We start from the raw sequence: 25,794 nt of genomic DNA, 5'->3' as shown, positions 1-25,794 counted from the left end.
ATCCGGCCGGAGCGACCAACCAGGGGCGCACTCGCGGGACAACCCACCGCGCATAGCCATTGAACCGCGGTTTCGGGCCGCTCGCATGGGCGCCCCACGAGGCGCGCGTCGTGGAGCCGCTGGCGGGTGATCTCGAGGTTGTCGACGGTGCGCCGCCAGAGTGCCAGGCGGCGCGAAGAACGAAACGGCCCTGAGCGGTCGCCGGGTCGGCCGCGCCAGCCGGCGATGCCCGGAGGCGCGTTACGGGTAGATGATCCTCAGGGGATCTGGACATCCGCGGAGCCGACCTTCACCGGATCGTTCGGCTCGTTGAGGTTGTCCCAGCGCCGGTACAGCTCGACGGCGACGGCTCCCTTGCCCAGGCCCTCGAGCGTCACGCCGATATCGTAAAGGCAGTCGCACCCGGCGACGGCGCCCGGGTCCATCTCCGTCGGCTGCACGAGCACCTCCGTCTTGCCGCCGGCCGTCCGGACGAACCCTTCGACCGCCTGATCGCAGCGAAAGTGCGCGGCGCGGTAGTCGAGGCGCACGGCTCCGCTCTCGGGCGTGGCCGCGAGCGTCTCCTTCACCGTCTCGTCGTACGCGCTCGCCAGGCACTCGCTCTGCGTGAGGCCCTCGATCGCCTCGGCGTCCTCCCACCCCTCGGGCAGGTCCGCCCCACCGCACCCGACCAGCAGGAGCACGCCGGCCGTCACCATGCATTTGCGCATCTTGTCCCTCCGGCCGGCGGTCAACGCAAGGTGCGTACCGGCGCGTGCAGTCGAGCGCACGCCCGCCGGCGGCTGGCGTGGAGCGACACCGCTGTCGCGGGTGTGCCACCGGCGCCCGCGCCGTCCGGCGCGACCTGCGGAGTCGCAGGGGCCAGCGCGCGGTACGCGACTGACGGACATTTGCCGCTCCGTTGTCTTCCAGGTGCGCCGTGGTATACGCGCGCCCCCTGTCTGGAGGACGTTCATGCGGATATGGTTCGTTGCGCTCCTCGCGCTTGTCACTGGCTGTGCGGGACAGAGCAAGACGGCGCAACAGCGGCTCGCCGAGGTCAAGGCCTACCGTCGTGCTCAGGAGATCGAGCAGCAGGAGAAGCAGAAGAAGGCCGCCCCGCCTCCGGCGGGCGCCTCCGCGGCTCCGGCGCCGGGCGCCGCGCCTGCGGGCCAGGGGGCGCCGCCGACGCTCGGCGTGCCCGCCAGCCAGCCTGGCGCGCCGGCCGCGGCGACGGGCCAGCCCGGCGCGCCGGCCGCGGCGACGGGCCAGCCCGGCGCGCCGGCCGCAGCGACGGCCCAGCCTGGCGCGCCGGCCGCCCGGTCGTCAGGCGCGGACGGCGCCAATGGCCAGGCGAGCAGGGGACCCCGCGCTGGGCGGGTCGGTCTCGGCGTCACGCTGGGCGGCGCGACGGCCGCGGCGGGCCAGCTGCTCCCCATGAGCTCGACCCTCGCCCTGCGCGGCTTCGTCAGCGACTCGGTGTCTCTGGCCGGCGTGGCCGGGATAGGTATCGGCGCGTCGGACAGCGAGACGGCGGTGAGCTTCGGGGCCGGAGCCGAGGTGGTCGTCTTCCTCGGCGACCTCGGCGAGGACGTTCACCTCTTCTTCGCTGGAGAAGCCGCGCACTACCTCCGCTCTGTCACCGCGTCGGGCGACCGCGAGCCGATCGACGCCGGGGCCGATGACGGCGCGGTCTCGTTCTCGTCGGTCGCCGCAGGAGGCGGGCTTGAATACTGGGTCGCGCCGCGGCTCTCCGTGAACGCGCGCCTGATGGTGGGCGCGGTGATCCGCGAAGGCGGCGCCTTCTTTGAGACGTTCAGGCCGGGCCTCGGCGTGACCCTGTTCGCCAACTGAGCGACGCCGCCCCGCGCGCGGGGCGGCGCCGTGAGCAGGGCGGCCTCGCCGCTGGTACAAGGGGCGGCGTGAGACGCCTCGCCGCCCTCGCCGCCCTCGCCGCCCTCGCCCTCTCGCTGTGCGCCTGCGCGGGCAGCACGACCGCCGGCGCTCCCCGCTGCCTCACCGGGGCCACGCCGCGGGTGGGCCGGCCGGCGCCGGACGAACTGCTCGCGCTCATGCGGCGCGAGCGGGAGCGGGCCGTCCGGGCGCCGTCCCCGCTCGTCCGCGCCCGCATCCTCGAGTCCCTCCCGGGCCTCTTCCCGGACGCGAGCGACACCGTCGCCGAGCCCCGCTGCCGCGAGGAGCTCGCGGCCGAGAACGCGGCGGCGCTGCGCGGCGAGCCGCTCGTCTTCTCGCGGCTCCTCGTCGCCCGCCTGCGCACCGTCCACGACCCGCGGGTCCTCCTGCCGCTCGCCGCGCGTGGCGAGGAGCGCGCCACCGCCTACCAGCTCGGCCCGGACGAGCCCGGGCCGGCGCCGCCGCGATCCCTCGTCCGGCACCTCGCCCTGGCGAGCCTCCCTGCGTCCTGGCTCGTGAACGACCAGGCGGGCCGGCGGCTCGTGCTCGACCGGCTGCGCGAGGGCGCCGACGCCCGCGAGCTGCTCCTCCTGCACGGCGCCGCGGCCGCGCTGCTCCGCGAGCCGCCCTCGGGCGATCCGGCGCGCGCGCGGGGCGACGCGGGGCCTTCGCTGCTGCGCGCCTGGCTGCCCGACCTCGCGCGGCGGCTGGACGGCCCGGCGGACCGCGTCGCGCTGGAGCTCGTGCTCCGCCGGCTCGCCGACGTGGGGACGTACGCGGCGCGCTTCGGCGTGGGCCCCGAGGCGCGGGCGCTCGTGGAGAGGGTCCTCGCGGCGAGGGGCGAGCTCCCGCTCACGCAGGGGCTCGCCGGGGCCGCGCGCGACCTGGCCGAGGTGGCGCGCGGGGCGCTCCACGACCTCGACGTCCCGCAGCGATCGCTCGCCGGCGCCGACCTGCCGCCGCCCCGGCGGGACCGCTTCCGCGTGTGGGCGGACTGGCTCGACGCCGAGCCCGCGGGCGGCGAGGTCCCGGCGGCCGACGCGCTCGCGCGTGTGCGCGACCTCGACGCGGAGCTCGCGGCGCTGCGCTTCAGCGCGCCGCGCTGCCGCGTGATCGAGGAGCTCGGGCAGTGGCTCCCGCCCGACGAGGCGCCCCGGCGCTTCGACGCGCTCGTCGCCCCCGTGCTCGACGGCGAGCGCGTCCGGCTGAGCACCGAGGCGCTCTGCCGGATGCGCGTGGCGCTCCGGCTCGGCGGCGTGGACGAGGCGCGGCGGGTGAGGCTCCTGCTCCGGCTGCTTTCCGCGACGCCCGCGCAGATCGGCCCGCGCGACACGAGCGGCGACGAGCCGCGCCCCGCGCTCGGCGCGCCCCTCGACGAGGATCCCGTGGGCGAGGTGGCCGCGCGGGCGCTCGCGCCGAACCTCGGCTGGATCGACCGCCACGCGGACCTGCGCGCGTGGCTCGAGGCGCAGGCGCTCGCGCCCGTCCCGTCCGGCGCGCGGGCCGCGGAGCGCTGGAGCCTCCTCCAGCCCGCCTTCGAGCGCGCGCTCGCGCTGCACGCGTCCGGCGGCCCGGAGGCGCGGCCCGAGGCGGCGCGCGCGATCGTGCGCGCGTGGATGGCGTCCATCCGCGCGGCGGAGGCGCGGCAGGGCGCGGCCCACGCCCTCGCGGGCGAGATCGCGAGCGCGCGCCTCCGGGCGCTCGGCGAGCACGGTGGGCGCGCCGGCCTCGCCGACGAGGTCGGCGCGTTCCTCGGCGAGCGCAAGGACCAGCGGGCGGCGGTGATCGCGTCGTACCTGCTGACGCTCTAGCGACCTCGCCGCGGCGCCAAGTCGAGCGACCTCGCCGCGGCGCCAGGGAGGTGGACCGCGCCGTCGCGCCGCGGCGGGATCCGCCGGGCCAGGGGTCGCCGTCACGGGTGACCTGCGCCGGTGGCCGAGTGGACGTGACGACTGGACCGGGATCCGCCTGGCTCACGAAAAATCAACTGGCGCGTAGCGATCTCCGTCGCGCTCCTTCGCGCGGCCTCCACGAGATCGGCATGCTCGAGCGCCGGTCTGCGCTACGCTCATCGGCGGCCCGAAGCCTCTATGCGATCACTCGATGGGCAGCCGACGTCCGCCAGGTCCGTCTTCGAGGTGGAGGCGCGCCGCCACGACCGGACGGTCGAGCGGCTCCTGCGCTTGCAGGCCATCACCGCGGCGCTCGCGGGCGCGCGCACCCTGGCCGAGATCGCGAGCACCATCATCGATCAGGGGATGCCCGCGCTCGGCGCCGAGGTGGGCGTCGTCGCGCGCCTGTCGTCCGACGGTGTCACGCTCCGCAACCTCGGCTTCAAGGGGGTCTCTTCCGAGACCGAGGCGGACTGGGCGGAGTATCCGGTCGACTCCCCCGTCCCTGTCGCCGAGGCGGCGCGCGTGGGCGCGCCCGTCGTCGTGCCGACGCGCGAGGAGCGCAACGCGCGCTATCCCGTCCTCGCCAGCGTCCATGGCGTGGAGCACGGGGGCGCCGTCGTCGCGTATCCGCTCGTCGTCGAGGCGAGGACGGTCGGCTCGCTCGGGTTCTGCTTTCCTGCCTCGCGCGCGTTCGACGCCGACGATCACGCGTTCCTCCTCGCCATGGCCCAGCAGTGCGCGCTCGCGATCGAGCGGGTGCGCTGGCACGAGGTCGCCGAGCAGGAGATCGCGCACCGCCGGGCGTCCGAGGAGGCGCTGCGCGCTCGGGAGCGGGAGCTCACGGCGCTCGTCGCCGAGCTCAAGCAGACCCAGGACGCCCTCCGGGACGCCGATCGGCGCAAGGACGAGTTCCTGGCGATGCTCGCCCACGAGCTGCGCAACCCGCTCGCGCCCCTCGTGAACGCCGTGGAGCTGCTCGAGGTGGCCGGCCCGTCGACGCCGGTGGTCGCGCGCGCGCGCGCCATCATGAGCCGCCAGATCGGGCACATGGCTCGCCTGGTCGACGATCTGCTCGACATCTCGCGCATCTCCCGCGGCAAGATCGCGCTGTCCGTCGAGCGCCTCGATCTCGTCGAGCTCGCGCGCGCCGCGGCCCTCGACTACCGGCCGCTGCTCGAGGCGCGCGGCGTGCGCTTCGAGCTCGCGCTGCCGGCCGCGCCTGTGTGGCTCCGGGCCGACGCGACCCGGCTCGCTCAGGCGATCGGCAACCTGCTCCAGAACGCGAACAAGTTCACCGACGACGGCGGCTCGGTCCGCCTCTCGGTCGTGCCGGATGGCGCGCGCGGCGCCGTCTCCGTCGAGGTCGCGGACACCGGCGTCGGCATGGATCCGGCCCTCCTCGAGCGGATCTTCGAGCCGTTCACCCAGGCTGACCAGAGCCTCGCCCGCAGCCGCGGGGGGCTGGGGCTCGGGCTCGCGCTGGTCAAGGGGGTGGTCGAGCTCCACGGCGGCGGCGTGCGCGCGGCGAGCGCTGGCGTCGGCCGCGGCGCGGCGTTCACGATCACGCTGCCGCTGGGCTCCGCTGCGCCTCGCTCCGCCGCCGCGGTCGCGCCTCGCTCCGCGGCCGCGGCCCGCGCGCGCCGCGCGCGGCGCATCCTCATCATCGAGGACAACGTCGACGCGGCCGACAGCCTGCGCCTGCTGCTCGAGCGCCGCGGCCACGCCGTGTCCGTCGCGCACAGCGGCGCGGACGGCGTGGTCGCCGCGCGCACCGCCCGGCCCGACGTGATCCTCTGCGACATCGGGCTGCCGGGCGAGATGAACGGCTACGGCGTGGCGCGGGCGCTGCGCGGCGAGAGCGCCCTGGAAGGGACGCTGATGGTCGCGCTCACCGGCTATGGCCAGGACGAGGATCGGAAGCTCGCCAGCGCCGCGGGGTTCGACGCCCACCTGACGAAGCCGGTGGCCCAGGCGACGCTGGAGCGGCTCCTCGCGGAGCTCGCGCCGTCGCCCGAGGCGGCGCGGGCCGCGCGCGGGTGAGCCGCTGCGGGGGGATCTCGCGGCGGAGGGACCGGGACAACGCTGGATCGCCGAGGCACCCTTATCGCGATTGAGCCTCTGGGCGACGACCGAGGCTGCAACTGCAGCGCGGGCGCGCTGCCTTCTCCCGGTGAGCACGCAACGGTAGGATGGGCAAATGAGGATGCCCTTGCTGATCGTCTCGCTCCACCTCATGGTGGCATGTGCCCCCGAGTTGCGGCTCGGCGAGCTTCCCGACTCCGGTTCTGGAGCGGGCGGCGGGGTCGGCAGCGCAGGGGGCGGAGGCGCGGGCGGCTCCGGTTCGGGGGCTGGTGGCGGGCCGGGCACCGCGGCGGGGGGTGGCGGCACCGCCGGCGCGGGCGACGGCGGCGGCGGCGGGGAAAGCGCCTCTGGCGGCGGAGGCGCCGGAGGGAGCGGTTGCGCGAGCACGTCCACCTGCCTCGCCGACGATGGCCTCGTCGCGCGGTATTTTCTCGACGAGGCGACGGCCGGGGTCGCTCCCGCGCAGGTCGAGGACGCCGCGGAGGCGCCGATGCCGCTCGCGCTGACCTACGGAGAGGAGATGAGCTTCTCGGCCGACGGCGCGGCGCACAGCGGGCTCTCCTGGACGGCGACCGCGGCCGACAGCCGGGCTTCCGCGCCGATCGACGGCACGAAGATCCACGCCGCGCTGCACGGATCGGGGACCGGCACGGTGGAGGCCGTGCTCCGCATCGCGGACGTCGTCGTCGAGGGCTCACGCATCATCCATATCGGCAGCGGCCAGGAGTCTGGCCGCTTCACGCTCCGGTCGGAGCACCTGGGACAGCTCGAGCTCTGGTGGAACGGCAACAACTGCGGCGGCGCGTGGGACGCGGAGCTCCCCGCGCGCGGGGTGGTCCACGCCGTGCTCGACACGACCGTCCAGGAGCCCGCGGAGGACCGGGTCCGGCTCTACATCGACGGCGTACCGGCCCCGCGGAGCAACCCGGTCCTCGGCTATTGCGCGATGCACGAGCGCGTGCCCCCGGCGGGCGCGACGCTCGACCTCGCCGAAGGGCGGCACTTCGTCCTCGGCAACCGCGAGATCGGGGGGCGGACCTTCTCGGGCGCGCTCTACTATGCGGCGCTCTACGCGAAGGCGCTCACGCCGGCGGAGATCGAGCGAAACGCCGCCGCGCTGCGCGCGAGCGACGATCGCGCGGGGCAGTGAGCGGCGGTCCGGCGGCCTCGCCTCATTCGCCTCGTGGCCAGCCGCGGACCGCGCGCCCGCTCACTCGGCCGACAGCGCCACCTGCGCCGGCTCCGCCGGCCGCCCGCGGTTCCACGCGGAAGCGACGGCGGCGAGCGACGCCATGACGGCGCTGCGGTGCGTCCCCACGCCGAAGCTGCGTTTGCGCCCGATCGAGACGGCCACGTAGGCCGCGGACTCGGCGCCTGCGCGCGTGTCGGCGCCTGCGCGCGTGTCGGCGCCTGCGCGCGTGTCGATCACGTGCTCCGCGTGCTCGTCCACCGCGATCGAGATCCCTGCGTGACGCGAGAGCGCGCTCGCGAAGGCCTCGACCGGTCCAGCGCCGGCGGCGCTCAGCACCTGGGCGACGCCGCGGATCTGCACGTGGAACTCGTGTCGTTCGCCCGCGCCTTGGCCGCTCCGCCTGTATTCCAGGACGCGCAGCGGCGCGCCCCGGTTCACGTACTCGCGCTCGAAGATCGCCAGGATCTCGTCCTTCTGCACCTCGCCCTCGGTCCGCTCGGCCCTGCGCTGCACGGCCTGGCTCAGCTCGATCGCGAGCCCCCTGGGCAGCTGATAGCCGTGGTCGTGCTCGAGCACGTAGGCCACGCCGCTCTTGCCCGACTGGCTGTTCACGCGGATCACCGCCTCGTAGCTGCGCCCGACGTCCTGCGGATCGATGGGCAGGTAGGGCACCTCCCAGAGGGCGCTCCCGCTCTCCCGCAGGGCCTTCCAGCCCTTCTTGATCGCGTCCTGGTGGGAGCCCGAGAACGCGGTGTACACGAGCTCGCCGACGTACGGGTGGCGCGGGTGGACCGGCAGGCGATTGCAGTGCTCGGCCGTCTCCTTGATCGCCTGGACGTCGTGGATCTCGAGCTCGGGGTCGACGCCCTGGGAGAGCAGGTTGAGCGCCAGGGTGACGACATCGACGTTCCCCGTGCGCTCGCCGTTGCCGAACAGCGTGCCCTCGACGCGGTCGGCGCCCGCCATCAGGGCGAGCTCCGCCGCGGCGACCGCGGTGCCCCGGTCGTTGTGCGGGTGCACGCTCAGCACGATGCAGTCGCGCTGCTTCAGGTTCCGGTGCATCCACTCGATCTGGTCCGCGTAGATGTTGGGCGTGGCCATCTCGACGGTGGCCGGCAGGTTCAGGATGATCTGCCGCGACGGGCTGGGTCGCCACACGTCCATCACCGCCTCGCAGATCTCCTTCGCGAAATCGAGCTCGGTGCCCGTGAAGCTCTCGGGGGAGTACTCGAGCACGACGTCTGTCTCTGGCATGCGCGCCGCGAGCTCCCTCACGAGGGTCGCCCCGCGCACCGCGATGTCGACGATGCCCGCGCGGTCCAGGCCGAACACAACGCGTCGCTGGAGCGTGGAGGTGGAGTTGTAGAGGTGCACGACGGCGCGGCGCGCCCCGCGGATCGCCTCGAAGGTGCGCTCGATCAGCTCGGCGCGCGCCTGGGTGAGCACCTGGATGGTCACGTCGTCCGGGATGAGCCCCTCGTCGATGATCCGGCGGACGAAGTCGAAGTCGGGCTGCGACGCGCTGGGGAAGCCCACCTCGATCTCCTTGAACCCCATGCGCAGGAGCTCGTTCCACATGCGGAGCTTGCGCTCGGGCCCCATGGGCTCGACGAGGGCCTGGTTGCCGTCGCGCAGGTCCACGCTGCACCAGCGCGGCGCCCTCTCGATCACGCGGCTGGGCCAGCGCCGGTCGGGCAGGTGGATGGGCTGAAAAGGCTTGTATTTGTGGACGGGCATCGTGGACATGAGAAGACTCCCTGAAAGCTGAAGATGGGAGCCGTCGCGACGACGATGCGAGGACCCCCACCGGGCCAAGGAACCAAGGGGGGCCGGGCTGCGAAGACGAAGAACGACGTCGTCAGCAGCGCGCGCAGCGCCCCGCAGGCCGTAGGCCTAGGCAGGGGCGTAGGGAGCGCGCGCGAGGGACGGACATCGGGGAGCAATCTAGCGAACGTCCTCGTGCTTGTCCAGCGGCGCGATCGACGGAGGCCGGGCATGTCGCTCCTTCTGCTGTCGCGCCCGGCCCGAGCGCGACGACCGGCGCGGCTGCGACCCACGCCGGGGCGGCGGCGCTCCAGGACACCGCACAGGCTGAAACCCCGAGAAAATGAACCACAGAGGCACAGAGGCACAGAGGGCACAGAGTTTTTTTGTTGTTCCTCTGTGTCCTCTGTGCCTCTGTGGTTCAAATCTCTCCATTACCCGGCGTTCCAAGCTGATCGGAGCTCTGGCTGCCGAACAACCGCGGGCCGGACAGCGCAGCCTGCTGTCGGTCATTCTCTTCGCGGCTCACGGCGATCCGCAGATCGGAGCACGATGCCTGACATGGGCTTTCGTGTTGCGTGGGTGTCAGGGAAACTTTGATGGATCCGCGCTCATCACGCCGCGAATTGACGACAGGCGGTATACGATCGCCAGCAGGCTAATCCCGGCGCGAGGTGATCGAGTATGCGACGACGCGAGCGCGAACAGGCTGACGTGGTGAATCGAGGGTCGCTTCGACGAGGGTCGCTCGCTGCCGCGATCGCACTCCTCGTCTCCGTCTCCAGCTCCGGGCAGGCGCGCGCGGACGACGCCTCTCCGCCTGCTGCGCCGCCCGTGCAGGAGCAGGGCCTGCCTCCGCCGCAGGCTGCTCCGCCGCCCGGCTACCCCGGCTACCCCGGCGCTCCGGCTGCGGGGCCAAAGGTGCTCCCCTGGAGGGATGGTGAGCCGGTGCCGCCCGGCTATCACCCGGAGACACGCGTCCGCAAGGGGCTCGTGATCAGCGGCGCGATCGTCTTCGGGACGGTCTACCTGTTCACCGCGATCGGCGGCGCAGACGCCGTGTACCGCGGCTCGTCGGGCTATGCGCCGCTGTTCGTGCCGTGCGCGGGCCCCTTCCTCACCCTGGCCACGACCCGGCAGGACAGCCTCGAGACGATGGGGCTCGTCCTCGACGGGCTCGTCCAGATCACGGGCGCCGCCCTGCTCCTGCCCGGCCTCCTCGTGCCGCGCACGGTGCTGGTCCGCGACGACGTCAGCAAGGCGTTCGTGCTCCCCGCGCCCATGTCGTTCGGTCCGAGCAGCGCCGGGCTCGGCCTCGTCGGCCGCTTCTGACGATCGGCCGACCTGTCCGGCAGGCCGGGAGGTATCCCCAACAGGTCGCCGACCTGTCCGGCAGGCCGCGAGGTATCCCCAACAGGTCGCCGACCTGTCCGGCAGGCCCGGAGGTATCCCCGGCAGGTCGCCGACCTGTCCGGCAGGCCGGGAGGTATCCCCGGCGGGTCGCCGAGCCACCGGGGAGGCTCCGGGGGTCGTTAGACGGGTCGCCGACCCGCCCCGGGATGCCGCAGGGCTCCCGGGAACGGGTCGACGTGGTGCTCGCGCAGGCCGATCGGGTTCTCGTCCCGGGTCGCTCACCTGCCGGACAGGCCGGGAGGCCTCCGGAATCGAGGCGTCGACCTGTCCTGGAGCCCTCCGGGCCTCTACCCGCCGCTCGGGCGCTCGTAGGCGCCGATGTCCGCCGCCGAGCCCTGGGGCCGGGCCACCGGGCGGAAGCAGCCCTCGATGCCGCCCACGCTGGCGATGTACGTGTAGTCGGGCGCGTACTGCCACCACGAGACCGCCTGCCCCGACTGCTGCTTCAGGCACCGCGGATCGAACCCGATGTCGTCCGTGGGGGCCGAGGCGCTCGTGCCGGCGTCGATGAGCTGCGTCGCGCCGCTGGTCGGGTGGAAGTCGAGCGCGCCCGACGTGCTGGTGAAGAAGGGCGCCGCGGCCCCGCCGTTCAGGAGCAGGTTGTTCGACTGCGTGACGCCCGTCGCGCCGAAGAGGGCCTGGTTGCCGCTCGACGCGACCGCGACGTTGTTGCGCACCACGGCGCCGGTGCGCGAGCCCGCGTCCGAGAAGAAGATCTCGTGGTGATACTGGACGTTCGGGTCGATGCCGTTGCCGAAGCAGGTGTTGTTCGCGATCACGGCGTTCGGGCTCCTCGTGATGCGAATGCACGACCCGCCGTTGCGGAAGCCGATGTTGTTCTCGAACGTGGCGCCCGTGCTGTTCTCGTCCAGGATGAACCCGCTGCCGTCCGACCGGTTGCTGGAGATGTCGATGTTCTCGAACGACACGTTGCCATGCACCACGTTGTCCTGGGCCGTCCCGCCGACCTGGAACAGGTTGACCCCGCTCGACCAGGAAGGGAGCTTGTTGCCGTTGTGCGCGATGATGCTGTTCTCGATGCGCACGCCGGTCGCCTTGTAGAAGGCGATGCCGTTGATGCCGTTGTTCTCCGCGATCGTGTACTTGAGCTCGATGTTGCTGGAGGGGTTGTTCCAGCCGTTCGCGAAGCCGCTCGACGTGTAGTTGCGCGCCGCGATGCCGATCACCCGGATGTACCGGACCGCCGCGCTGACCGGCTCGAACCCCGAGCCGTCGCTGCCGCCGCCGTCGAGGATCGGGAGCTCGCCCGGGTAGGCGCGGAATGTGATCCAGGCGGCCTGTGTCCCTGACTTCGTCGGGTGGATGCCGTTGGACCAGCCGGTGTAGGTGCCGCCGCGGATGTAGACTGTATCGCCCGCGTTGGCGGCGTTCACCCCTTTGCTGATGGTCTTGAACGGCCGATCCAGCGTGCCGGGGTTGCTGTCGCTCCCGTTCGTCGCGACGTAGTACTGCGCGCCGGTCGTGCTGCCCCCGCCGCCCGCGCCGCCGGAGCCGCCGGCCCCTCCGGCGCCGCCCGCGCCGCCGGCTCCCCCGGCGCCGCCCGCGCCGCCGCCGCCAGCGCCCGAGGTGCTGCTGGACGTGGTGGAGCTCGTCGTCGAGCTGCTGGAGCTGCTGCTGGACGTGGTGGAGCTCGTCGTCGAGCTGCTGGAGCTGCTGCTGGACGTGGTGGAGCTCGTCGTCGAGCTGCCCCCCGCCGTCCTGAGCGAGAACTTCTGGTTGTCGCCGTTCGCCCAGCTCCACTGCTGGAGGCCGGTGCCGTCCGCCGTCGCCCTTCCCATGACGTCGAGCGCCTTGCCGCCGCCGCGGACGGTGATCCGCTGAACGCCGGTGGCGACGTCGGTGAAGGAGAATTGCTGGCTCGCGGCGGTGCCGCAGGTGGACTGGACGATCGTCGCGCCATCCGCGGTCGACCCGCCGTTGGTCCCGAGGCACAGGCCGCTGTTCACGTTCTTGAGCAGGTAGTTCCCGCTGTCCGTGGGCTCCGCGCGGAACTGCTGCCGCGTCGTGCCGTTGCAGGTCGCGATCTGCGCGGCCGCCGAGGCCGCCGTGCTCCCGCCCCGGATCTCCACGCACTTGTTGCTCTGCACGCCGACGATCGTATAGACCGCTCCCGGCTCGATCGTGACGGCGCTGTCGAGCGCCGCTCCCTCTTCGCTGTCGATCGCCTCCTGGCTGACGACGCACGAAACGGCGAGGATGCCTGTCACGGCGGCGAAAGCATATCTGGATGCGAATCTCATATCGTTCTCCTGTCCTGTTGAGTAAGTGAAAGGCAGTCCTGTCCAGGGTTCGGCGGCGAGAGGGCGCAGCGGCCATGTCGTGGCTGCGCGCTGCGCCCTCCGCCCCGTCGATGTGCCGGCGCCCGGCGCGCCGACCTGGGCAGCGCGCCGCGCCTCCCGGGCCAGCGCGGCGCCCCGCGCCGCCCGGGCCAGCGCAGCATCCTGCGCCGCCCGGGCTCGCGCGGGGGCCGGGCCCGCGGCCTATCCGCGGTCGAGGAAGTCCATGAGCCAGGTCATGGCCGGCCGCATGGCGCCGCTCGGCTGCTGGAGGCCGGTGTTGTCCCTCCAGGTGGCGCCGACGATGTAGCCCCAGAGCGTGATGCCTTTGACGGAGGGGTGGTTCCAGTACATCGTGAACTGCTCCTCCATCACCCGCTTCTGCTGGTTGTCGTCGGCGATGCCGATGTCGTACTCGGTGATGTAGACGGGCTTGCCCAGCGAGGCGAGCTTGTCGATGTACCCCTTCACGGTGGTGGTGTTGATCTTGTAGGCGTCATGGGCCTGCGCGCCGAGCGCGTCGACAGGGGCGCCCGCGTTGATCACCGCCCGCGCGATCTTCATGAAGTTCTGGTGCTCGCCCTCGTACTCGATGTTGTTGTAGTCGTTGAGGATCAGCACCGCGTTCGGGCAGTACTCGCGCGCCCACTTGAAGGAGTTGACGATCCAGTCGTAGCCGCTGGCGCCGTCGCCGCCGATGCCGTTCTTGTAGGAAGGCGTGGTGTGGGGCGGCGGCTCGTTGACGACGTCGATGTACTTCGTGTCGGGGTAGCGCGCGCAGAACGACCGCATCCAGTCCTTGACGGCCGCCTGCTGCTCCGACGCGGAGAGGCTCGCCAGCCAGCTGGGCTGCTGGGCACCCCACACGAAGACGTGCTGCTTGAAGACGACGTTGTTCGTCTTCGCGTAGTTGTAGATCCGGTCGAGCGCTGCCCAGTTCTTCGAGCCGCGGGTCCTCTCGACGGCGTCCCACTTGCCCTCGTTCTCCGGCGTGATCTGGTTCCAGTAGCGCGCGAAGCCGTCGCGCACGGCGCCGCTGGTCGTGATGTTGCCCACGAACTTCCCACCGGTGCCGCCACCACCACCCGCACCGCCGGAGCCGCCGGAGCCGCCGGAGCCGCCGGAGCCGCCGGAGCCGCCGGAGCCGCCGGAGCCGCCGGAGCCCGAGCTGCTGCTGGAGCTGCTGCTGGAGTTGCTGCTCGAGCCGCTCCCCGCGGCCCGGAGCGAGAACTTCTGGTTGTCGCTGTTCGACCAGGTCCACAGCTGGAGGCCGGTGCCGTCCGCGGTCGACCGGCCCATGATGTCGAGCGCCTTGCCGCTGGCGCGGCCCATGATGCGCTGGACGCCGCTGGCGACATCGATGAACTCGAATTGCTGGCTCCAGGCAGAGCCATTGCAGGCGGACTGGACGATGGTCGCGCCGTCCGCGGTCGAGCTCCCGTTCACCGCGAGGCACTGGCCGCTGTTCACGTTCTTGAGCCGGTAGAACGCGCCGCCCGCAGACTCCGCGCGGAACTGCTGCCGCGTCGTGCCGTTGCAGGCCGCGATCTGCGCGGTCGCCGAGCCAGCCGTGCTCCCGCCCCGGATCTCCACGCACTTGTTGCTCTGCTGGCCGACGATCGTGTAGACGGCGCTCGTATCGACGGTGATGGCGCCCTCGAGCGACTCTTCCTCTTCGCTCTCCCCCTCGTACGGCTCCTGGTCGATGACGCACGACACGGCGAGGATGCCCGTCGCGGCGGCAAGCAAGGCGTGCTTGAACCCGAATCTCATAAGTTTCTCCTCGTCCTGATAAGTAAGTGAAACGCGAATTGTCTGCTGCTTGACGCCGCCTGCTGCCGTTCAGGTTCGCTCGCTGCGCGATGAAGGCTCCCGAGGATGCTGCGGCGGCCGTTGCCGCTGCTGGTGATCCTCGAACAAGGTGCGCGCGGAGCGTATAAGTTAATTCACGTGCGGTCAGGCGGCGCGATGAGGGTGCTTCTTGTTACGGACTGCCAGTCGCGTCAAGACGATTGTGCATTGCGAGCCGGCCTCGATGTCATGAAGGTGCGATACTATGAGTCGCGGAGTGATGGTGGTGGCGCAAGGCCCGACACGCTCCGTCGGCTCCGCGGACGCCATTGATCACGGAGAAAGAACGGTGACGCTGGATAGCGCGCGATCCACCCCATTCCGGAGGCGCACTCGGGTAACGCGCGATCCATCCCATTCCGGAGGCGCACTCGGGCAACGCACGATCCACCCCATTCCGGAGGCGCACTCGGGTAACGCGCGATCCACCCCATCTGGTATGCGCCATCGACATACATGGAGAGCGGTAGCAATCTGCACTGCCAGCTGACAGTGCGGCCTCGAGAGCGTTCATCGGGGTGCACCGTGGTTGATGCGCGGCAGCAGGGGGTGAGCTCGGGTATAGCGAGCTCCCGAATGGTAAGGGCGGGACGAACGTCGAGGCCGTCCGCCTCCCCTCGCGTGCCGGCGGCAGGCAGAACCCCAGGGGCCTAGCGTACGCCCACAACGGAACGGTCCGCGAGCCGCTCGCCGGGAGCTTGGCCGGGTCGGGCGCCCTTCCCCCTGAGGGGGCGCCGGAGGCATGCCCTCTCTCGGCACGGGACGGTGTCTCCGAGGGCCTGGCCTGCGTCCTCCCATCCAGGGGGCCGCGTTCGCTCCACAGCGTACGGTGAGCGCCGCGCTGTAGCGGAGAGTCTTCGCTTGCGCCACCGATCTGTCACGAGCGTCGAGCACGCTGTTTCCCAGGAACATGCTGATCGATCCGCCAGCCACGCTGGGACGACATACAGTGACCCTGTACCTCGGGCCCGTGGAGGACCAGGGCCCCGAGGCCAGCGAGTCGTTTGGTGAAGCCATCTGGTTCGACCGCCGGGATCCTCGATCGATTCGCCGCGCTCAGGAGATCATCCAGGACCGGCTGCGACTCTCGGTCGCACCGACGCTGTGCGACGAGCCTTCGCCTGGCCTCGGGGCGGCGCTGGGCTGGATCCACGCGGCCCTTGTCAGCGTGCTCGAGCGCTGGCACTGGCGCAGCGCGAGTGAAAAACACTTTGCGCTCGAGCCTCGAACGCCGGGAGCAAGCCGCAAGGCATCTCCATCCTGCTAGGGCGTGTCGGCAGACGCGCGCGACCACAGGCGGACAGCCGCCATTGCGGGGCGTAGCGCGGGCCCGTCGAGGGCCGCTCGCTGCGCACGCCGCTGAGCCCTTGCACCATCAGCGCCAGCGCTTGCATCGAGCCGCGGACCTGGCTACGTCAGCGTCTCCGTGACGCTAGCCCCCTCGCCCTACGGTGTCCTAGGCCCCCTCGACGTCCCCCTCGGCCTCGGCCTGCTCCGGCTGGCCACGGAGGGGCGCCCCTCGGAAGAGGACGCGATCGCCGTCATCCACGTTGCCCTCGATCAAGGCATACGCCTCCTCGACACCGCCGACTCCTACTGCCTCACCGACCGCGAGGTCCACCATGGCGAGCGCCTCGTCCATAAGGCGCTCGACGCGTGGTCCGGCCCGCGCGACGACGTGCGCGTCATCACCAAGGCGGGCCTCACCCGACCCAAGGGGCGATGGGCCCCGAACGGCAGCCGCGACCACCTGCGCCGCACGGTCGAGGGCAGCCTGAAGGCGCTCGGCGTCTCGCGGATCTTCATGCTCCTCCTCCACGTGACCGACCCCAGGACCCCCCTCGAAGAGAGCCTCGGCGCCCTCGCCGAGCTCCAGAGAGAGGGCCTGATCGAGCACCTCGGCCTCAGCAACACCTCCATCGCGGAGGTCCGCCAGGCCGAGCGGCACTTTCCGGTGCGGGCCCTCCAGGAGGAGCTGAGCGTCCTCGATCGCGGCAGCGCCGCCCGAGGCCTCCTCGAGCTCGCCAGGCAGATGGGCATTCCGTTCCTCGCCCACCGGCCCCTCGGCGGTCACGCCAAGGTCGATAGCCTCCTCAAGAACCGCGCGATAAAGCCCATCGCCGCGCGTCACAGCATCACGCCCCAGGAGGCGGCCCTCGCGGCCCTGCTCGATCTCGGCCCCCCGGTCCTTCCCCTGTTCGGGGCGACAAGGCGGGAGAGCGTCGAGTCCTGCATGCGCGCGCTCCGGGTCCCCTTTGGCGCGCCCGATCGAGCCGACCTCTCCAAGACCAGCTTTGCGCCCACGGCCGATGTGCTGGCCTCGGTCGCGCCCCCCGTGATCCCCGCCGGCCTGCGCAAGCTCGAGCCCGGAGAAGGCCCCGGCGATGCGCCCGAGGTGGTCGTGGTCATGGGGATTCAAGGGGCAGGCAAATCGTCGGAGGTCGCCCGCTACACGGCCAGCGGGTACGCGCGCCTGAACCGCGATGAGCTCGGCGGCACGCTCGACGGCGTGGTGAAGAAGCTCGGAGAGCTGCTCTCCTCGGGGCAAACGCGGGTGGTCCTCGACAATACGTACGGCACGCGCGCGTCGCGCTATGCGGTGCTCCGGACGGCGCACGCGCACGGCGTGCCGGTCCGGTGCCGGTACCTGGCCACGCCCATCAACGAGGCCTACGCGAACGTCGTCCTGCGCGTCCTCGAGCGCTACGGCAAGCTGCTCGGGCCGGAGGACATGAAAGCGCTCGGCAAGGAGGACCCCAACCTGCCGCCGCCGCAGGCGCTCTCGAGGTGGGCCGCGAATTTCGAGGCGCCGCACCTGGATGAGGGGTTCTCGGTGGTCGAGGAGATCCCGTTTGCCCGGCGCGTCGATCCGCTCTTCACGGGCAGGGGCCTGCTCCTCGACGTCGACGGCACGCTGCGAAGGACGAAGAGCGGCGAGATCTACCCGCGCGACCCGGACGACGTCGAGCTGCTGCCCGGTCGGCGCGCGGTCCTGGAGCGCTGGGTCAACGACGGATACACGCTCTTCTTCGTGTCGAACCAGAGCGGCATCTCGAAAGGCTCGGTGAGCGAAGGGGCTGTCCTGGCCGCGTTCTCGCGGACGGTCGAGCTCCTCGGCCTGCCCGTGGCCGAGGTCGTGTACTGCCCGCACCCGGCGTTTCCGGTCGGCTGCTTCTGCCGCAAGCCCCTGCCGGGGCTCGGGATATCGCTGATCCAGCGCCACAAGCTCGCGCGCGAGCACCTGGTCATGGTCGGCGATATGGAAAGCGACCGGGAGTTCGCGCGAGCGCTCGGGGCGAAGTACATGACGGCCGAGGAGCTCTTCCCAGGCGCGTGAGCGCCCGCGATACGGTGAGACGGCGACTACGAGGAGATTGACTTTCGGATCGCGTTTGGAGTTCTTGGTACCCATGGTGCGAACAGCCTCCGGAAAGCGCGAGCTTGGTCAAGGCGGGCCGCGTGTTGGGGTGCGGTTCAGCGCACGTTGCCGCCTCTGGGCTCTGCTGAGTCCCGCCGTCTTGGCGCTGGCGTGTGGGGAGCCCCGGTCCGCGCCGGTGGCCGGCACGCCGCCTGCGGAGCAGCCGCAGCCGGGCGAGTGCGAGGGCAACTGCCCGCCGACGCCACCGAACCCGCCCTTGCCGGAAGGCGATGTGCCCGTGCTGACGTTAACGGGACCAGCGGTCGTTTTGCTGGAGGATGACGAGGCGTACGCCGAGCCGGGCTTTACGGCTCTAGACGCCCGCGACGGGGACCTGGCCAGCGCGGTGGAGGTCGAAGGTCTGGAGGCGCTCGAGGCAGGGCGGCCTGGTGACTACCTGCTGACCTACCGCGTGACGAATTCTGCCGGGGTAGCGGCCGCACCTCGGTCGCGCTTGGTCCGTGCCGGAGGGGAGCGAGCCTTGCAGTCGGCTCGCCCGTTTGGCAGTACGTCGTCGGAGCTGGCTTACTACGAACACCTTCCCAAAGACTACGGCCTCCAGCCCGAGGCGCGATACCCCGTGCTCATCTACAATCACGGCTGGGGTCACTCCAGACAGCTGCAGCCCGAGCTGTCGTTCGAGCTCGGCGGTGTCGCGCGTATCCTCGACGCCGGGGATTGGGACGACTCCCGCCCGCTGATCGTGCTCTCGCCTCAGCGCTTCGAGGCCGAGGTGACGGCCACGGAGATCGCGCGCTTACATCAGTTCATGGCCTACGCGCTCGAGACGTACGCCGTCGATCCGGAACGCGTGTACATGGGCGGGTTCAGCGACGGCTCGTACATCAGCTGGCAGTACGCGCAGACATACCCAACGGACCTGGCCGCGCTGGTCTCGATCGCTGGCGGCGGGCAGATAAATTGTGACATCGCGGACCTCGCCGTCTGGGCGTTCCACGGTCTGAACGACACGGTAGTTCCCGTTTCGATCCACCACGGGACCGTGCAACGGTTGAACGCGTGTGAGCCCGCGGAGCGAGCGCTATTCACGTTGTTCCCCGAGGGACGCCATGATCACGCGCTGGAGCGGGCGGTGTTGGCGGGCGAGGGGCTCGGCACCGGGGACTCTCGCTACGACACGTATGACCGAGACATTTACGGGTGGCTCCTTCAATACTCGCGCGCTCGTCCGTGAGTGCGCCGCGTGCCGTCACGTGCTTGACCGGGCGGGCTGCAGCCGAGACAATCGCGCGACGGGCGACGTCGCGATCGCGGGGGCGCTGACGCGCGCCCGAGGGGGCCGGCCGTGGCGGCGGCGAGTGGCCGCACCCGCCGGGCCGATGCTAAAGGGCAGGGGTGGCACGCATCTACGTCGGCACGGCCGGGTGGGCGCTCCCGAAGGAGAGCGACGGGGCGTTCCCCGGGGGCGGGACGCACCTCGAGCGGTACGCGCGGGTGCTTTCGACGGTCGAGATCAACAGCTGTTTTTACCGCCCGCACCGGGCGTCGACGTACGCGCGCTGGGCGGCGTCGACGCCAGACGATTTCAGGTTTGCCCTGAAACTGCCGCGCGACATCAGCCATGCCGACGACCTCGCCGAGGCGGCGCGCGAGCACCTGCGCGAGTTCGTCGAGACCAGCGGCGAGCTCGGCGCGAAGTTCGGCTGCCTGCTCGTGCAGCTCCCGCCGAGCCGGGCCTTCGAGCCCGCCTACGTGGGCGCGATGGCCGAGGTTCTGGGCGACAAGCTCTCGTGTCCGATCGCGGTCGAGCCGCGCCACCCCACCTGGTTCACCGGCGAGGGCGACGCTTGCCTTGGCGCCCGCGGGCTCGCGCGCGCCGCGGCCGACCCGCCGCGGGGCCCGGGCAACCTCGAAGCGGCCGCCTCGAGCCGCGTCGCGTACTTCAGGCTGCACGGCAGCCCGCGCATCTACTACTCGGCCTACGGCCCCGAGCGGCTCGCGGCCTGGTTCGAGCGCATGCGGCGATCGGTGCGTGAGGCCGAGGCGGTGTTCTGCATCTTCGACAACACCGCCGCGGGCCAGGCGACGGTCGACGCCCTGGCGACGCAGGAGGCGCTCTCGCCGCCGACCCGCCCGAGCGAGGCGGCTCGGAGTGAAGAGACGTGCGCGAGAGTGAAGGGCTGAAGCAGATCTACGCGGTCTTCGCCGGCTTCGGGTTCAGCTCAAGGAAGCGGCGCTGGTAGGCGTACGAGCGAAAGCGGATCTGCAGCGGCGGCTCGTTTCCCAGCTTGATCTCGAGCTTCGCGCCGTCGTCGTGCTCGGCGCAGTGCGGGATGCGCAGCGTGTAGCTCGTGCCGCCGCCGGTGCGCACCGCGATGCCCCCGAGCGCGAGCCCGGCCGCGGCGACGGCCACGTTGGTCCCGGTCTGGCCGTCCTCCGCCTTCGCCTCGATGCCGCGAGTCGCCGGCCTCGCGCACACGCAGCAGCCTTCCGGCCAGCGGATCGCCTCGCTCGTCACCGGGACCGGAAAGCCCGGCTGCGGGTGGACGTAGTCGCCGGCGAGCACGGTGAGGACGCGCTTGTCGACGAGGTACGCGGCCTGGCACTTGTCGCAGAACGCCGGGTCCTCGGTGTGGTTGAGCTCGATCTCCGTGAGCGTCGCCTGGCAGCGCGGGCACGTCGCGACGCCGGCCAGGTCCCTGGCGACGAGGATCGCCCCGAACGCGAACACCGCGAACCCGAGGCCGCCGACCAGACAGAGCAGCCACAGCAGACCGGAGCGGTCGACCATCGCGTGGAAACAGAGGAACGAGAGGCCGGCGAGCACCGCCGTGATGACGGCGTACTTGATGGTGGAGCCCGTGTTGCGGGTCACGGTGGACGTCATGCGCGCGATTTTAGCGCCGGCCGACCCGTGAGCGCGCGCCGAACGCTGTCGCGGAACGAGGGTAGAGGGTAGGAGGGTAGCGCTCCCAGACGCCTTCCGGCGGTCCAGTGCCATCCTGCCCCACATGCCCGTTGACGTGATGCCCGGAGCGCGGAGGGCAAATGCAGGACGGCTTGCCCGCCTCCCGGTCACCCACGCGTCTGCCGCTGGCGTCGGAGCCGCTCGCCAGCGCCGAGCTCCCTGGCGAACCCGCGTCAGCGCGCTTGCCCGATGCGGCTCGTCCACGCCGCCATGCTCGGCTTCTCGCTGCCGTCCGCGCGCAGCAGGCCGAAGTGGCCCTCCGTGCTCGCGGGCTGGTCGGGATCATCGATGAGGCTGTAGACGAAGGCAGGGCCTCCGTACGGCTTCTGGGCCCACGTGTCCCAGAACACGCGCATCTGGCGCGCATGCTCTTCTTCACTGACGGGCACGAAGCCCGGGTTGGGCGCCGTTCCGCCCGTGGGTGCGCCCCACTCGGTGATGACGATCGGCTTGTGGGCGTCGCCGTGCGCGGCGAGGATCGCCGCGACGGCGTCGAGATTCTGGAAGATGGCGTGGTCCGGGGTGGGAGTCCACGGCCAGGTGTACGGGTGAGCGGCGACCCCATCGAACGTCCCAGCCGCGTAGGTGTAGACCGTCTCCATCCAGAGCTGGGCGTCCTCGAGCGGGTAGAGCGACCCGCTCCCCGCGAGCACCACCGCGGCAGGATCCGCCGCCTTGATGGCGAGCGACCCGGGCACCAGCGCGTTCTCGGCGTAGAGCCGCGCTTTCTCCGCGAGCGAGGCGCCCCCGTAGTCGTCGAACACGGGCTCGTTCTCGATCTCGTATACACGCGCGCGCCCCGCGACCTTCTCCACGACGGCCGTGGCGAACGCGCGGTAATGGTCCGGGTCGAGGTCCTGTCGGCCCTGCTCGTCGCGATCGCGGTGCAGGATGATCAGCACCACGGCCTCCCCGCCGCGCGCGCCCCAGCCATCGAGGAGCCCGTCCAACCCGCCCCAGTTCGGGCCCGGATCGGTGGTGTCATAGCCATGGACCTCGACGCGCAGCCAGTGCGCGCCCGAGCCGGCCATTGTATCGAGGCGCGCCGCCAGCGTGTCGCCGGCCCAGTAACGCTGCATGAAGCCGTTGGCGAAGCCGGCCCGGGCGCGCAGCGTCGCCGAGGTCGTCACCACGAAGGCGTCGACGTCGAAGGCGTCGCCCGGCGCCGCGTCTTCCTGCAGCACGTAGGCGTCGAGCACGTCGAAGCTCCGGGCAACGCTGGCGTCCACGCAGATCCGCTGAAACGAGCTCGTGAGCGCGACGCTGGGCGCGCTCGCGACGGCCACCCACTCGCCGGCGGGGGTGCGCTCGCGCAGGATGATGCGGATCGGCTTGCCGACCGCCGAGGAGGAGGCCGCGGCGACGGAAGCGCACGCCCGGTAGGTGGTGCCCGCCGTCGTCCACGGGACGATGTCCGGATCGTCGTCGATGGAGTAGGCGTCCCCGGCGCCGCCGAAGGTGACGCGCCCGACACGAGCGCCCTCCGGCGCGTCGGGCCGCTCGACGGTGGCGAGGTGGCCCTGCCACGAAGCCCACTCCGCGGCGTTCGCCTCGAACGACGGATTGCGGATCAGGTTGTCGGCGCCGAGCGCGTTGGCCATGGCCGCCTGCGCGGGATCCCGCCCCGCGGGCTCGCCGCAGCCGGCGCCCAGCGCGACCGCAGCAGCGGCGGCGACGCTCCGCGCGCTCGCGCGGCGCCGCCCCTGGGGGGCGCTCGGCGCGGGTGCGGGCCGTGCTCCACGAACGGGTGACCCCCTGCGGGGTGACACCCTGGACTGCATCGGTATCGTTGACGTCATGGTGAATGGTCTATCTAGCACGGCATAGTGAATGGTCTATCTAGTATCGTGTCGACGTCCGGTCTCGCTGGCAGTGGACGCGCGCTCACGACAGCCGACGGCTGAACGTCTCGTGCTCGACTGGCCGGAGGAGTCGCTCCTGCTCGTCCCTGACCGCGGCTTTACACTATTTCAAAATACGACCTGCGGGCGCCCTCTTCTCCGGCGAAAACATGGCTCTCGGCCGCTCGCGATCGCGGCGCGCGCAGGGCGCTCCCTCGTCGAGCGCTTGACCGAGCAGGTTTTGCCGTTAGCCTCCAGGGATACGTTGCGCAGGCTCACTCCCTGGCGAAGCTCCGGGAGCTCTGTAATGTTCCGCCGTCCACTTTCTTCTATTCGAAAGGGCTGAGATGACCTGGAAGTACAGGACACCCCTGGGCGCGGCCGTGGTCGGGCTCGCCGGAGCGGCGCTGCTGGCGCCGGCGCCGGCAGCGGCCGCGCCGAACGAGGCGACTCACCAGCGCACCGCGATACCGGCCTACTGGGGGCCGGACACCGCAGGCGGAGCCGAGATGTTCGCGCGGCTCGCGCAGAATGTCCCGACGAGCGACATCGTCGTCATCAACGGGAGCGGGTCGAAGCCAGAGGAGCCGTTCAACCAGGCATGGGCCGAGGCGATTAAGGAGATCCACGACGCGGGCGCCATGGCCATCGTGTACGTGGACAGCGGCTATTACGGCTTCGGCTTCCCGCCGGTGGCGCCGCACTCCACCAGGCCGGACGGCCCGGGCGGCGGCGGCAGCTCGGTCGCCGACTGGACGGCGCAGATCCAGCAGGATATCGACGACTGGTACGCGCTCTACGGCGCGTACGGCGTCGACGGCATCTTCCTGGACCAGGTCGTCAGTATGTGCGGCACCGAGGACGAGCCGGACCTCTACGTGGACCTGTACGCGGCCGTCAGCGACTACATCAGCAACAACTACCCCGGGGCGTACGTCATCCTCAATCCCGGCATCCCGGTGGAGCCGTGTTACGAGGATGTCGCCGACACGATCGTCACGTTCGAGGGCAGCTACGCCAGGTACATGGGCGACGACTCCCCGACGGCTCAGTGGCAGCTCGAGAGCGCGAGCCCCGACAAGTTCTGGCACCTCATCTACGACGTGCCGGACGAGACGGCGATGGCCGCGGTCGTCGCGCGCAGCAAGCAGCAGAACGCCGGCTTCGTGTACGCCACCGACGACCGGATCGTCGTCGACGCTGCCGGCGCCGTGGTCGGCGTTCCCTGGGATACCCTCCCGCCGTACTGGGACGCCGAGCTGGTCGAGGCGGCCGGCGTCGACGACACCCTGGCGCCCGATCCGCCGGACGGCCTCGACGCGACGGCCGCGTCAGGCACCTCGACGGCGCGCGTGACGGTGACCTGGAACAACCCCTGGGATGACGTCGCGACCGCGGGCTATGAGGTGTTCCAGGACGGTGTCTCGATCGGGACGACGTACGACAACGAGATGACGGTGACCGGCCTGCTGCCGTCCACGAGCTACACATTCCAGGTCAAGGCCTGGGACGCGGCGGGCAACGCGAGCGACCCCAGCAGCCCGCTGTCCGTGGCCACACCTGCGGCAGCCGCGGCGCCGATCCTGAGCCCGTCCTCGTGCCTGGGCGACTCGGTGGCGAGATACCAGGCCACGTACGTGGATCCGTTCGCTTACCATCGCGTGTTCATCAACAGCGACAACGACACCACCACCGGGTACGACCTCCCTCCGGGGCAGCCCGCCGGTATCGATTACATGATCGAGAACGGCTGGCTTTACCGGCACACCGGGCCCGGGTGGGCGTGGGTCCTGGTGAGCGGGGTCTCGCCGCTGGTCTCGACCACGGAGGATGTGTATGTCTGGGAGGTGCCGATCAGCGCGTTCACCGGGGCGGCCACCACGCAGGTGGTGGTGTTCCAGGGCGGCTCTCCCGACGCCTACAGCGAGACGCTCACGGTCCCGCTGAGCACGGGCTGCTGAGGCGGCGCCGCCGCGGCGCGGTATCACGTGTGGCCGAGGTTCGGCCGTAACATTCAATTGCGCTCGCGCGAGCGGCGCGGCGATAATGCCGCTCCATGGAAGACAACAAGGTGGTCATCATCGACATCGGCTCGGGCACCATCAAGGCGGGGTTCGTCGGTGACGAGGCGCCGAGCGTGACGTTTCCCTCGATCGTGGGGCGACCGCGGCAGAGCGGCGTGATGGTCGGCCAGGGCCGGAAATCCGCGTTCGTCGGCGACGAGGCGGTGCAGAAGCGCGGTGTCCTGACGTTGCGATCGCCCTTCGAGCGCGGCTTGGTCACGGACTGGGACGACCTCACGGAGCTCCTGCGCTTCGCGTTCCGGAAGCTCGGCGCCGACCCCACGGCGCAGCCCGTCCTCCTCACCGAGCCCGTGCTCGACCCGAAGGAGAACCGCCAGAAGCTGGCCCAGATCCTCTTCGAGACCTTGCAGGTGCCCGCGATGTACCTCGTGCCGGCGGGCACGCTCGCGCTCTACGCGGCGGGGCGCACGACCGGGCTCGCGATCGACGTCGGCGAGTTCGTCTCGCAGATCGTTGCCGTCCACGAGGGCTTCGTGCTGCCGAAGGCGAGCGCGCGGCTGGCCTTCGCGGGGCACCTCGTCACCGACTACCTGACGAAGCTCATGGCCAGCTACGGCTACTCGATGACCACCACCGCGGAGCGCGAGATCGTGCGCGACATCAAGGAGAAGCTCGCCTACGTCGCCGAGGACTTCGACGCCGAGATGCAGAGGGCCGCGGCGTCGTCGGAGCTCGAAAGGAACTACGAGCTCCCCGAAGGGCAGGTGGTCACCCTCGGCGACGCGCGCTTCCAGTGCGCGGAGGTGCTGCTCAAGCCGTCGCTCTGCGGTCTCGAGCAGGACGGCCTGCACATCGACACGTACAACGCGATCGGGAAGGCCGGCCCCGAGCTGCGCGCGCAGCTCTACGGCAACATCGTGCTGACGGGCGGCACGTCGATGCTCCCGGGCCTCTGCGAGCGCCTGCAGAAGGACATCGCCTCGCTCGCGCCGTCGTCGGTGAAGGTGAAGGTGGTCGCGCCGGAGAACCGCAGGTACGGCGCCTTCGCCGGCGCCTCGGTGCTGGCGTCGCTGGAGACCTTCCAGTCGACGTGGGTCACGAGGGCGGAGTACGACGAGACCGGCCCCGCGATCGTCGACAAGAAGTGCATCTGAAGAGCCCATGAGCACGAGCGAAACCGAAGACGCCGCCACGC

17 protein-coding genes are annotated in these 25,794 nt (G+C 71.3%); 11 read left to right on the top strand and 6 right to left on the bottom strand.

Annotation, left to right across the window (positions count from 1 at the left end):
* Positions 1–257 precede the first annotated feature (257 nt).
* Positions 258–710 (bottom strand): hypothetical protein, encoded by a 453-nt coding sequence (locus tag WME89_RS31335; protein ID WP_438003346.1) that lies wholly within the window; start codon positions 708–710, stop codon positions 258–260.
* A gap of 244 nt (positions 711–954) precedes the next feature.
* Here WME89_RS31335 and WME89_RS31330 point away from each other — a divergent pair, with 244 nt between their 5' ends.
* The 4 genes from WME89_RS31330 to WME89_RS31315 all read left to right on the top strand — a co-directional run bounded on the left by WME89_RS31330 (position 955) and on the right by WME89_RS31315 (position 7,020).
* Positions 955–1,833 (top strand): hypothetical protein, encoded by an 879-nt coding sequence (locus WME89_RS31330; RefSeq protein ID WP_438003345.1) that lies wholly within the window; start codon positions 955–957, stop codon positions 1,831–1,833.
* 68 nt (positions 1,834–1,901) lie between these two features.
* Complete coding sequence (locus WME89_RS31325; RefSeq protein ID WP_438003344.1) at positions 1,902–3,704, top strand: hypothetical protein; 1,803 nt, start codon at positions 1,902–1,904, stop codon at positions 3,702–3,704.
* 279 nt (positions 3,705–3,983) lie between these two features.
* Positions 3,984–5,828, top strand: coding sequence for a hybrid sensor histidine kinase/response regulator (locus WME89_RS31320; protein ID WP_438003343.1), 1,845 nt, complete (start codon positions 3,984–3,986; stop codon positions 5,826–5,828).
* 157 nt (positions 5,829–5,985) lie between these two features.
* On the top strand, positions 5,986–7,020 hold the full coding sequence (locus WME89_RS31315) for a LamG-like jellyroll fold domain-containing protein (RefSeq protein WP_438003342.1): 1,035 nt from the start codon (positions 5,986–5,988) through the stop codon (positions 7,018–7,020).
* Between the two features lie 60 nt (positions 7,021–7,080).
* Here WME89_RS31315 and leuA read toward each other — a convergent pair whose 3' ends face one another.
* Positions 7,081–8,808: a 2-isopropylmalate synthase gene (gene leuA, locus WME89_RS31310; protein WP_438003341.1), complete on the bottom strand. Its 1,728-nt coding sequence runs from the start codon at positions 8,806–8,808 to the stop codon at positions 7,081–7,083.
* Positions 8,809–9,540: 732 nt separating this feature from the next.
* Here leuA and WME89_RS31305 point away from each other — a divergent pair.
* Positions 9,541–10,158, top strand: coding sequence for a hypothetical protein (locus WME89_RS31305; RefSeq protein ID WP_438003340.1), 618 nt, complete (start codon positions 9,541–9,543; stop codon positions 10,156–10,158).
* A gap of 368 nt (positions 10,159–10,526) precedes the next feature.
* On the opposite strand, the gene WME89_RS31300 is transcribed toward WME89_RS31305, so the two are convergent.
* Together WME89_RS31300 and WME89_RS31295 are read right to left on the bottom strand one after the other, a co-directional pair.
* Positions 10,527–12,500: an RICIN domain-containing protein gene (locus WME89_RS31300; protein WP_438003339.1), complete on the bottom strand. Its 1,974-nt coding sequence runs from the start codon at positions 12,498–12,500 to the stop codon at positions 10,527–10,529.
* A gap of 240 nt (positions 12,501–12,740) precedes the next feature.
* Entirely contained in the window at positions 12,741–14,309 is a 1,569-nt protein-coding gene (locus tag WME89_RS31295; protein ID WP_438003338.1) for an endo-1,4-beta-xylanase, read from the bottom strand.
* Positions 14,310–15,297: 988 nt separating this feature from the next.
* On the opposite strand from WME89_RS31295, the gene WME89_RS31290 reads away from it, so the two are divergent.
* The 4 genes from WME89_RS31290 to WME89_RS31275 all read left to right on the top strand — a co-directional run bounded on the left by WME89_RS31290 (position 15,298) and on the right by WME89_RS31275 (position 19,950).
* A complete protein-coding gene (locus WME89_RS31290; RefSeq protein ID WP_438003337.1) occupies positions 15,298–15,654 on the top strand; it encodes a hypothetical protein in 357 nt (118 codons plus the stop codon).
* A 159-nt stretch (positions 15,655–15,813) separates the two neighbouring features.
* Positions 15,814–17,724: an aldo/keto reductase gene (locus WME89_RS31285; RefSeq protein WP_438003336.1), complete on the top strand. Its 1,911-nt coding sequence runs from the start codon at positions 15,814–15,816 to the stop codon at positions 17,722–17,724.
* A 319-nt stretch (positions 17,725–18,043) separates the two neighbouring features.
* Positions 18,044–19,000, top strand: a complete 957-nt coding sequence (locus tag WME89_RS31280) for an immunoglobulin-like domain-containing protein (protein WP_438003335.1) — start codon at positions 18,044–18,046, stop codon at positions 18,998–19,000.
* Between the two features lie 161 nt (positions 19,001–19,161).
* Positions 19,162–19,950: a DUF72 domain-containing protein gene (locus tag WME89_RS31275; protein ID WP_438003334.1), complete on the top strand. Its 789-nt coding sequence runs from the start codon at positions 19,162–19,164 to the stop codon at positions 19,948–19,950.
* Positions 19,951–19,957: 7 nt separating this feature from the next.
* On the opposite strand, the gene WME89_RS31270 is transcribed toward WME89_RS31275, so the two are convergent.
* Positions 19,958–20,653 (bottom strand): hypothetical protein, encoded by a 696-nt coding sequence (locus WME89_RS31270; protein WP_438003333.1) that lies wholly within the window; start codon positions 20,651–20,653, stop codon positions 19,958–19,960.
* Positions 20,654–20,907: 254 nt separating this feature from the next.
* Positions 20,908–22,335, bottom strand: coding sequence for a hypothetical protein (locus tag WME89_RS31265; RefSeq protein WP_438003332.1), 1,428 nt, complete (start codon positions 22,333–22,335; stop codon positions 20,908–20,910).
* A 587-nt stretch (positions 22,336–22,922) separates the two neighbouring features.
* Here WME89_RS31265 and WME89_RS31260 point away from each other — a divergent pair.
* The gene (locus WME89_RS31260; RefSeq protein ID WP_438003331.1) at positions 22,923–24,536 is read left to right on the top strand and encodes a spherulation-specific family 4 protein; all 1,614 of its coding nucleotides are present in this window, start codon (positions 22,923–22,925) and stop codon (positions 24,534–24,536) included.
* Positions 24,537–24,631: 95 nt separating this feature from the next.
* Positions 24,632–25,753, top strand: a complete 1,122-nt coding sequence (locus WME89_RS31255) for an actin, cytoplasmic 2 (RefSeq protein WP_438003330.1) — start codon at positions 24,632–24,634, stop codon at positions 25,751–25,753.
* Positions 25,754–25,794 lie beyond the last annotated feature (41 nt).

Origin of the sequence: Sorangium sp. So ce321 (assembly GCF_051530195.1) — a bacterium.
In the GTDB taxonomy this organism is placed as follows: domain Bacteria; phylum Myxococcota_A; class Polyangia; order Polyangiales; family Polyangiaceae; genus Sorangium.
Note: the sequence above shows the minus strand (reverse complement) of the source record. Positions and strands in the feature narration are given on the sequence as shown.

Bases quoted from the DNA above. Each gene is read 5' to 3' on its own strand.
- WME89_RS31335 (WP_438003346.1), bottom strand. From the start codon at position 710: ATGCGCAAATGCATGGTGACGGCCGGCGTGCTCCTGCTGGTCGGGTGC.
- WME89_RS31330 (WP_438003345.1), top strand. From the start codon at position 955: ATGCGGATATGGTTCGTTGCGCTCCTCGCGCTTGTCACTGGCTGTGCG.
- WME89_RS31320 (WP_438003343.1), top strand. From the start codon at position 3,984: ATGCGATCACTCGATGGGCAGCCGACGTCCGCCAGGTCCGTCTTCGAG.
- WME89_RS31315 (WP_438003342.1), top strand. From the start codon at position 5,986: ATGAGGATGCCCTTGCTGATCGTCTCGCTCCACCTCATGGTGGCATGT.
- leuA (WP_438003341.1), bottom strand. From the start codon at position 8,808: ATGTCCACGATGCCCGTCCACAAATACAAGCCTTTTCAGCCCATCCAC.
- WME89_RS31300 (WP_438003339.1), bottom strand. From the start codon at position 12,500: ATGAGATTCGCATCCAGATATGCTTTCGCCGCCGTGACAGGCATCCTC.
- WME89_RS31295 (WP_438003338.1), bottom strand. From the start codon at position 14,309: ATGAGATTCGGGTTCAAGCACGCCTTGCTTGCCGCCGCGACGGGCATC.
- WME89_RS31290 (WP_438003337.1), top strand. From the start codon at position 15,298: ATGCTGATCGATCCGCCAGCCACGCTGGGACGACATACAGTGACCCTG.
- WME89_RS31270 (WP_438003333.1), bottom strand. From the start codon at position 20,653: ATGACGTCCACCGTGACCCGCAACACGGGCTCCACCATCAAGTACGCC.
- WME89_RS31265 (WP_438003332.1), bottom strand. From the start codon at position 22,335: ATGGCCAACGCGCTCGGCGCCGACAACCTGATCCGCAATCCGTCGTTC.
- WME89_RS31260 (WP_438003331.1), top strand. From the start codon at position 22,923: ATGACCTGGAAGTACAGGACACCCCTGGGCGCGGCCGTGGTCGGGCTC.
- WME89_RS31255 (WP_438003330.1), top strand. From the start codon at position 24,632: ATGGAAGACAACAAGGTGGTCATCATCGACATCGGCTCGGGCACCATC.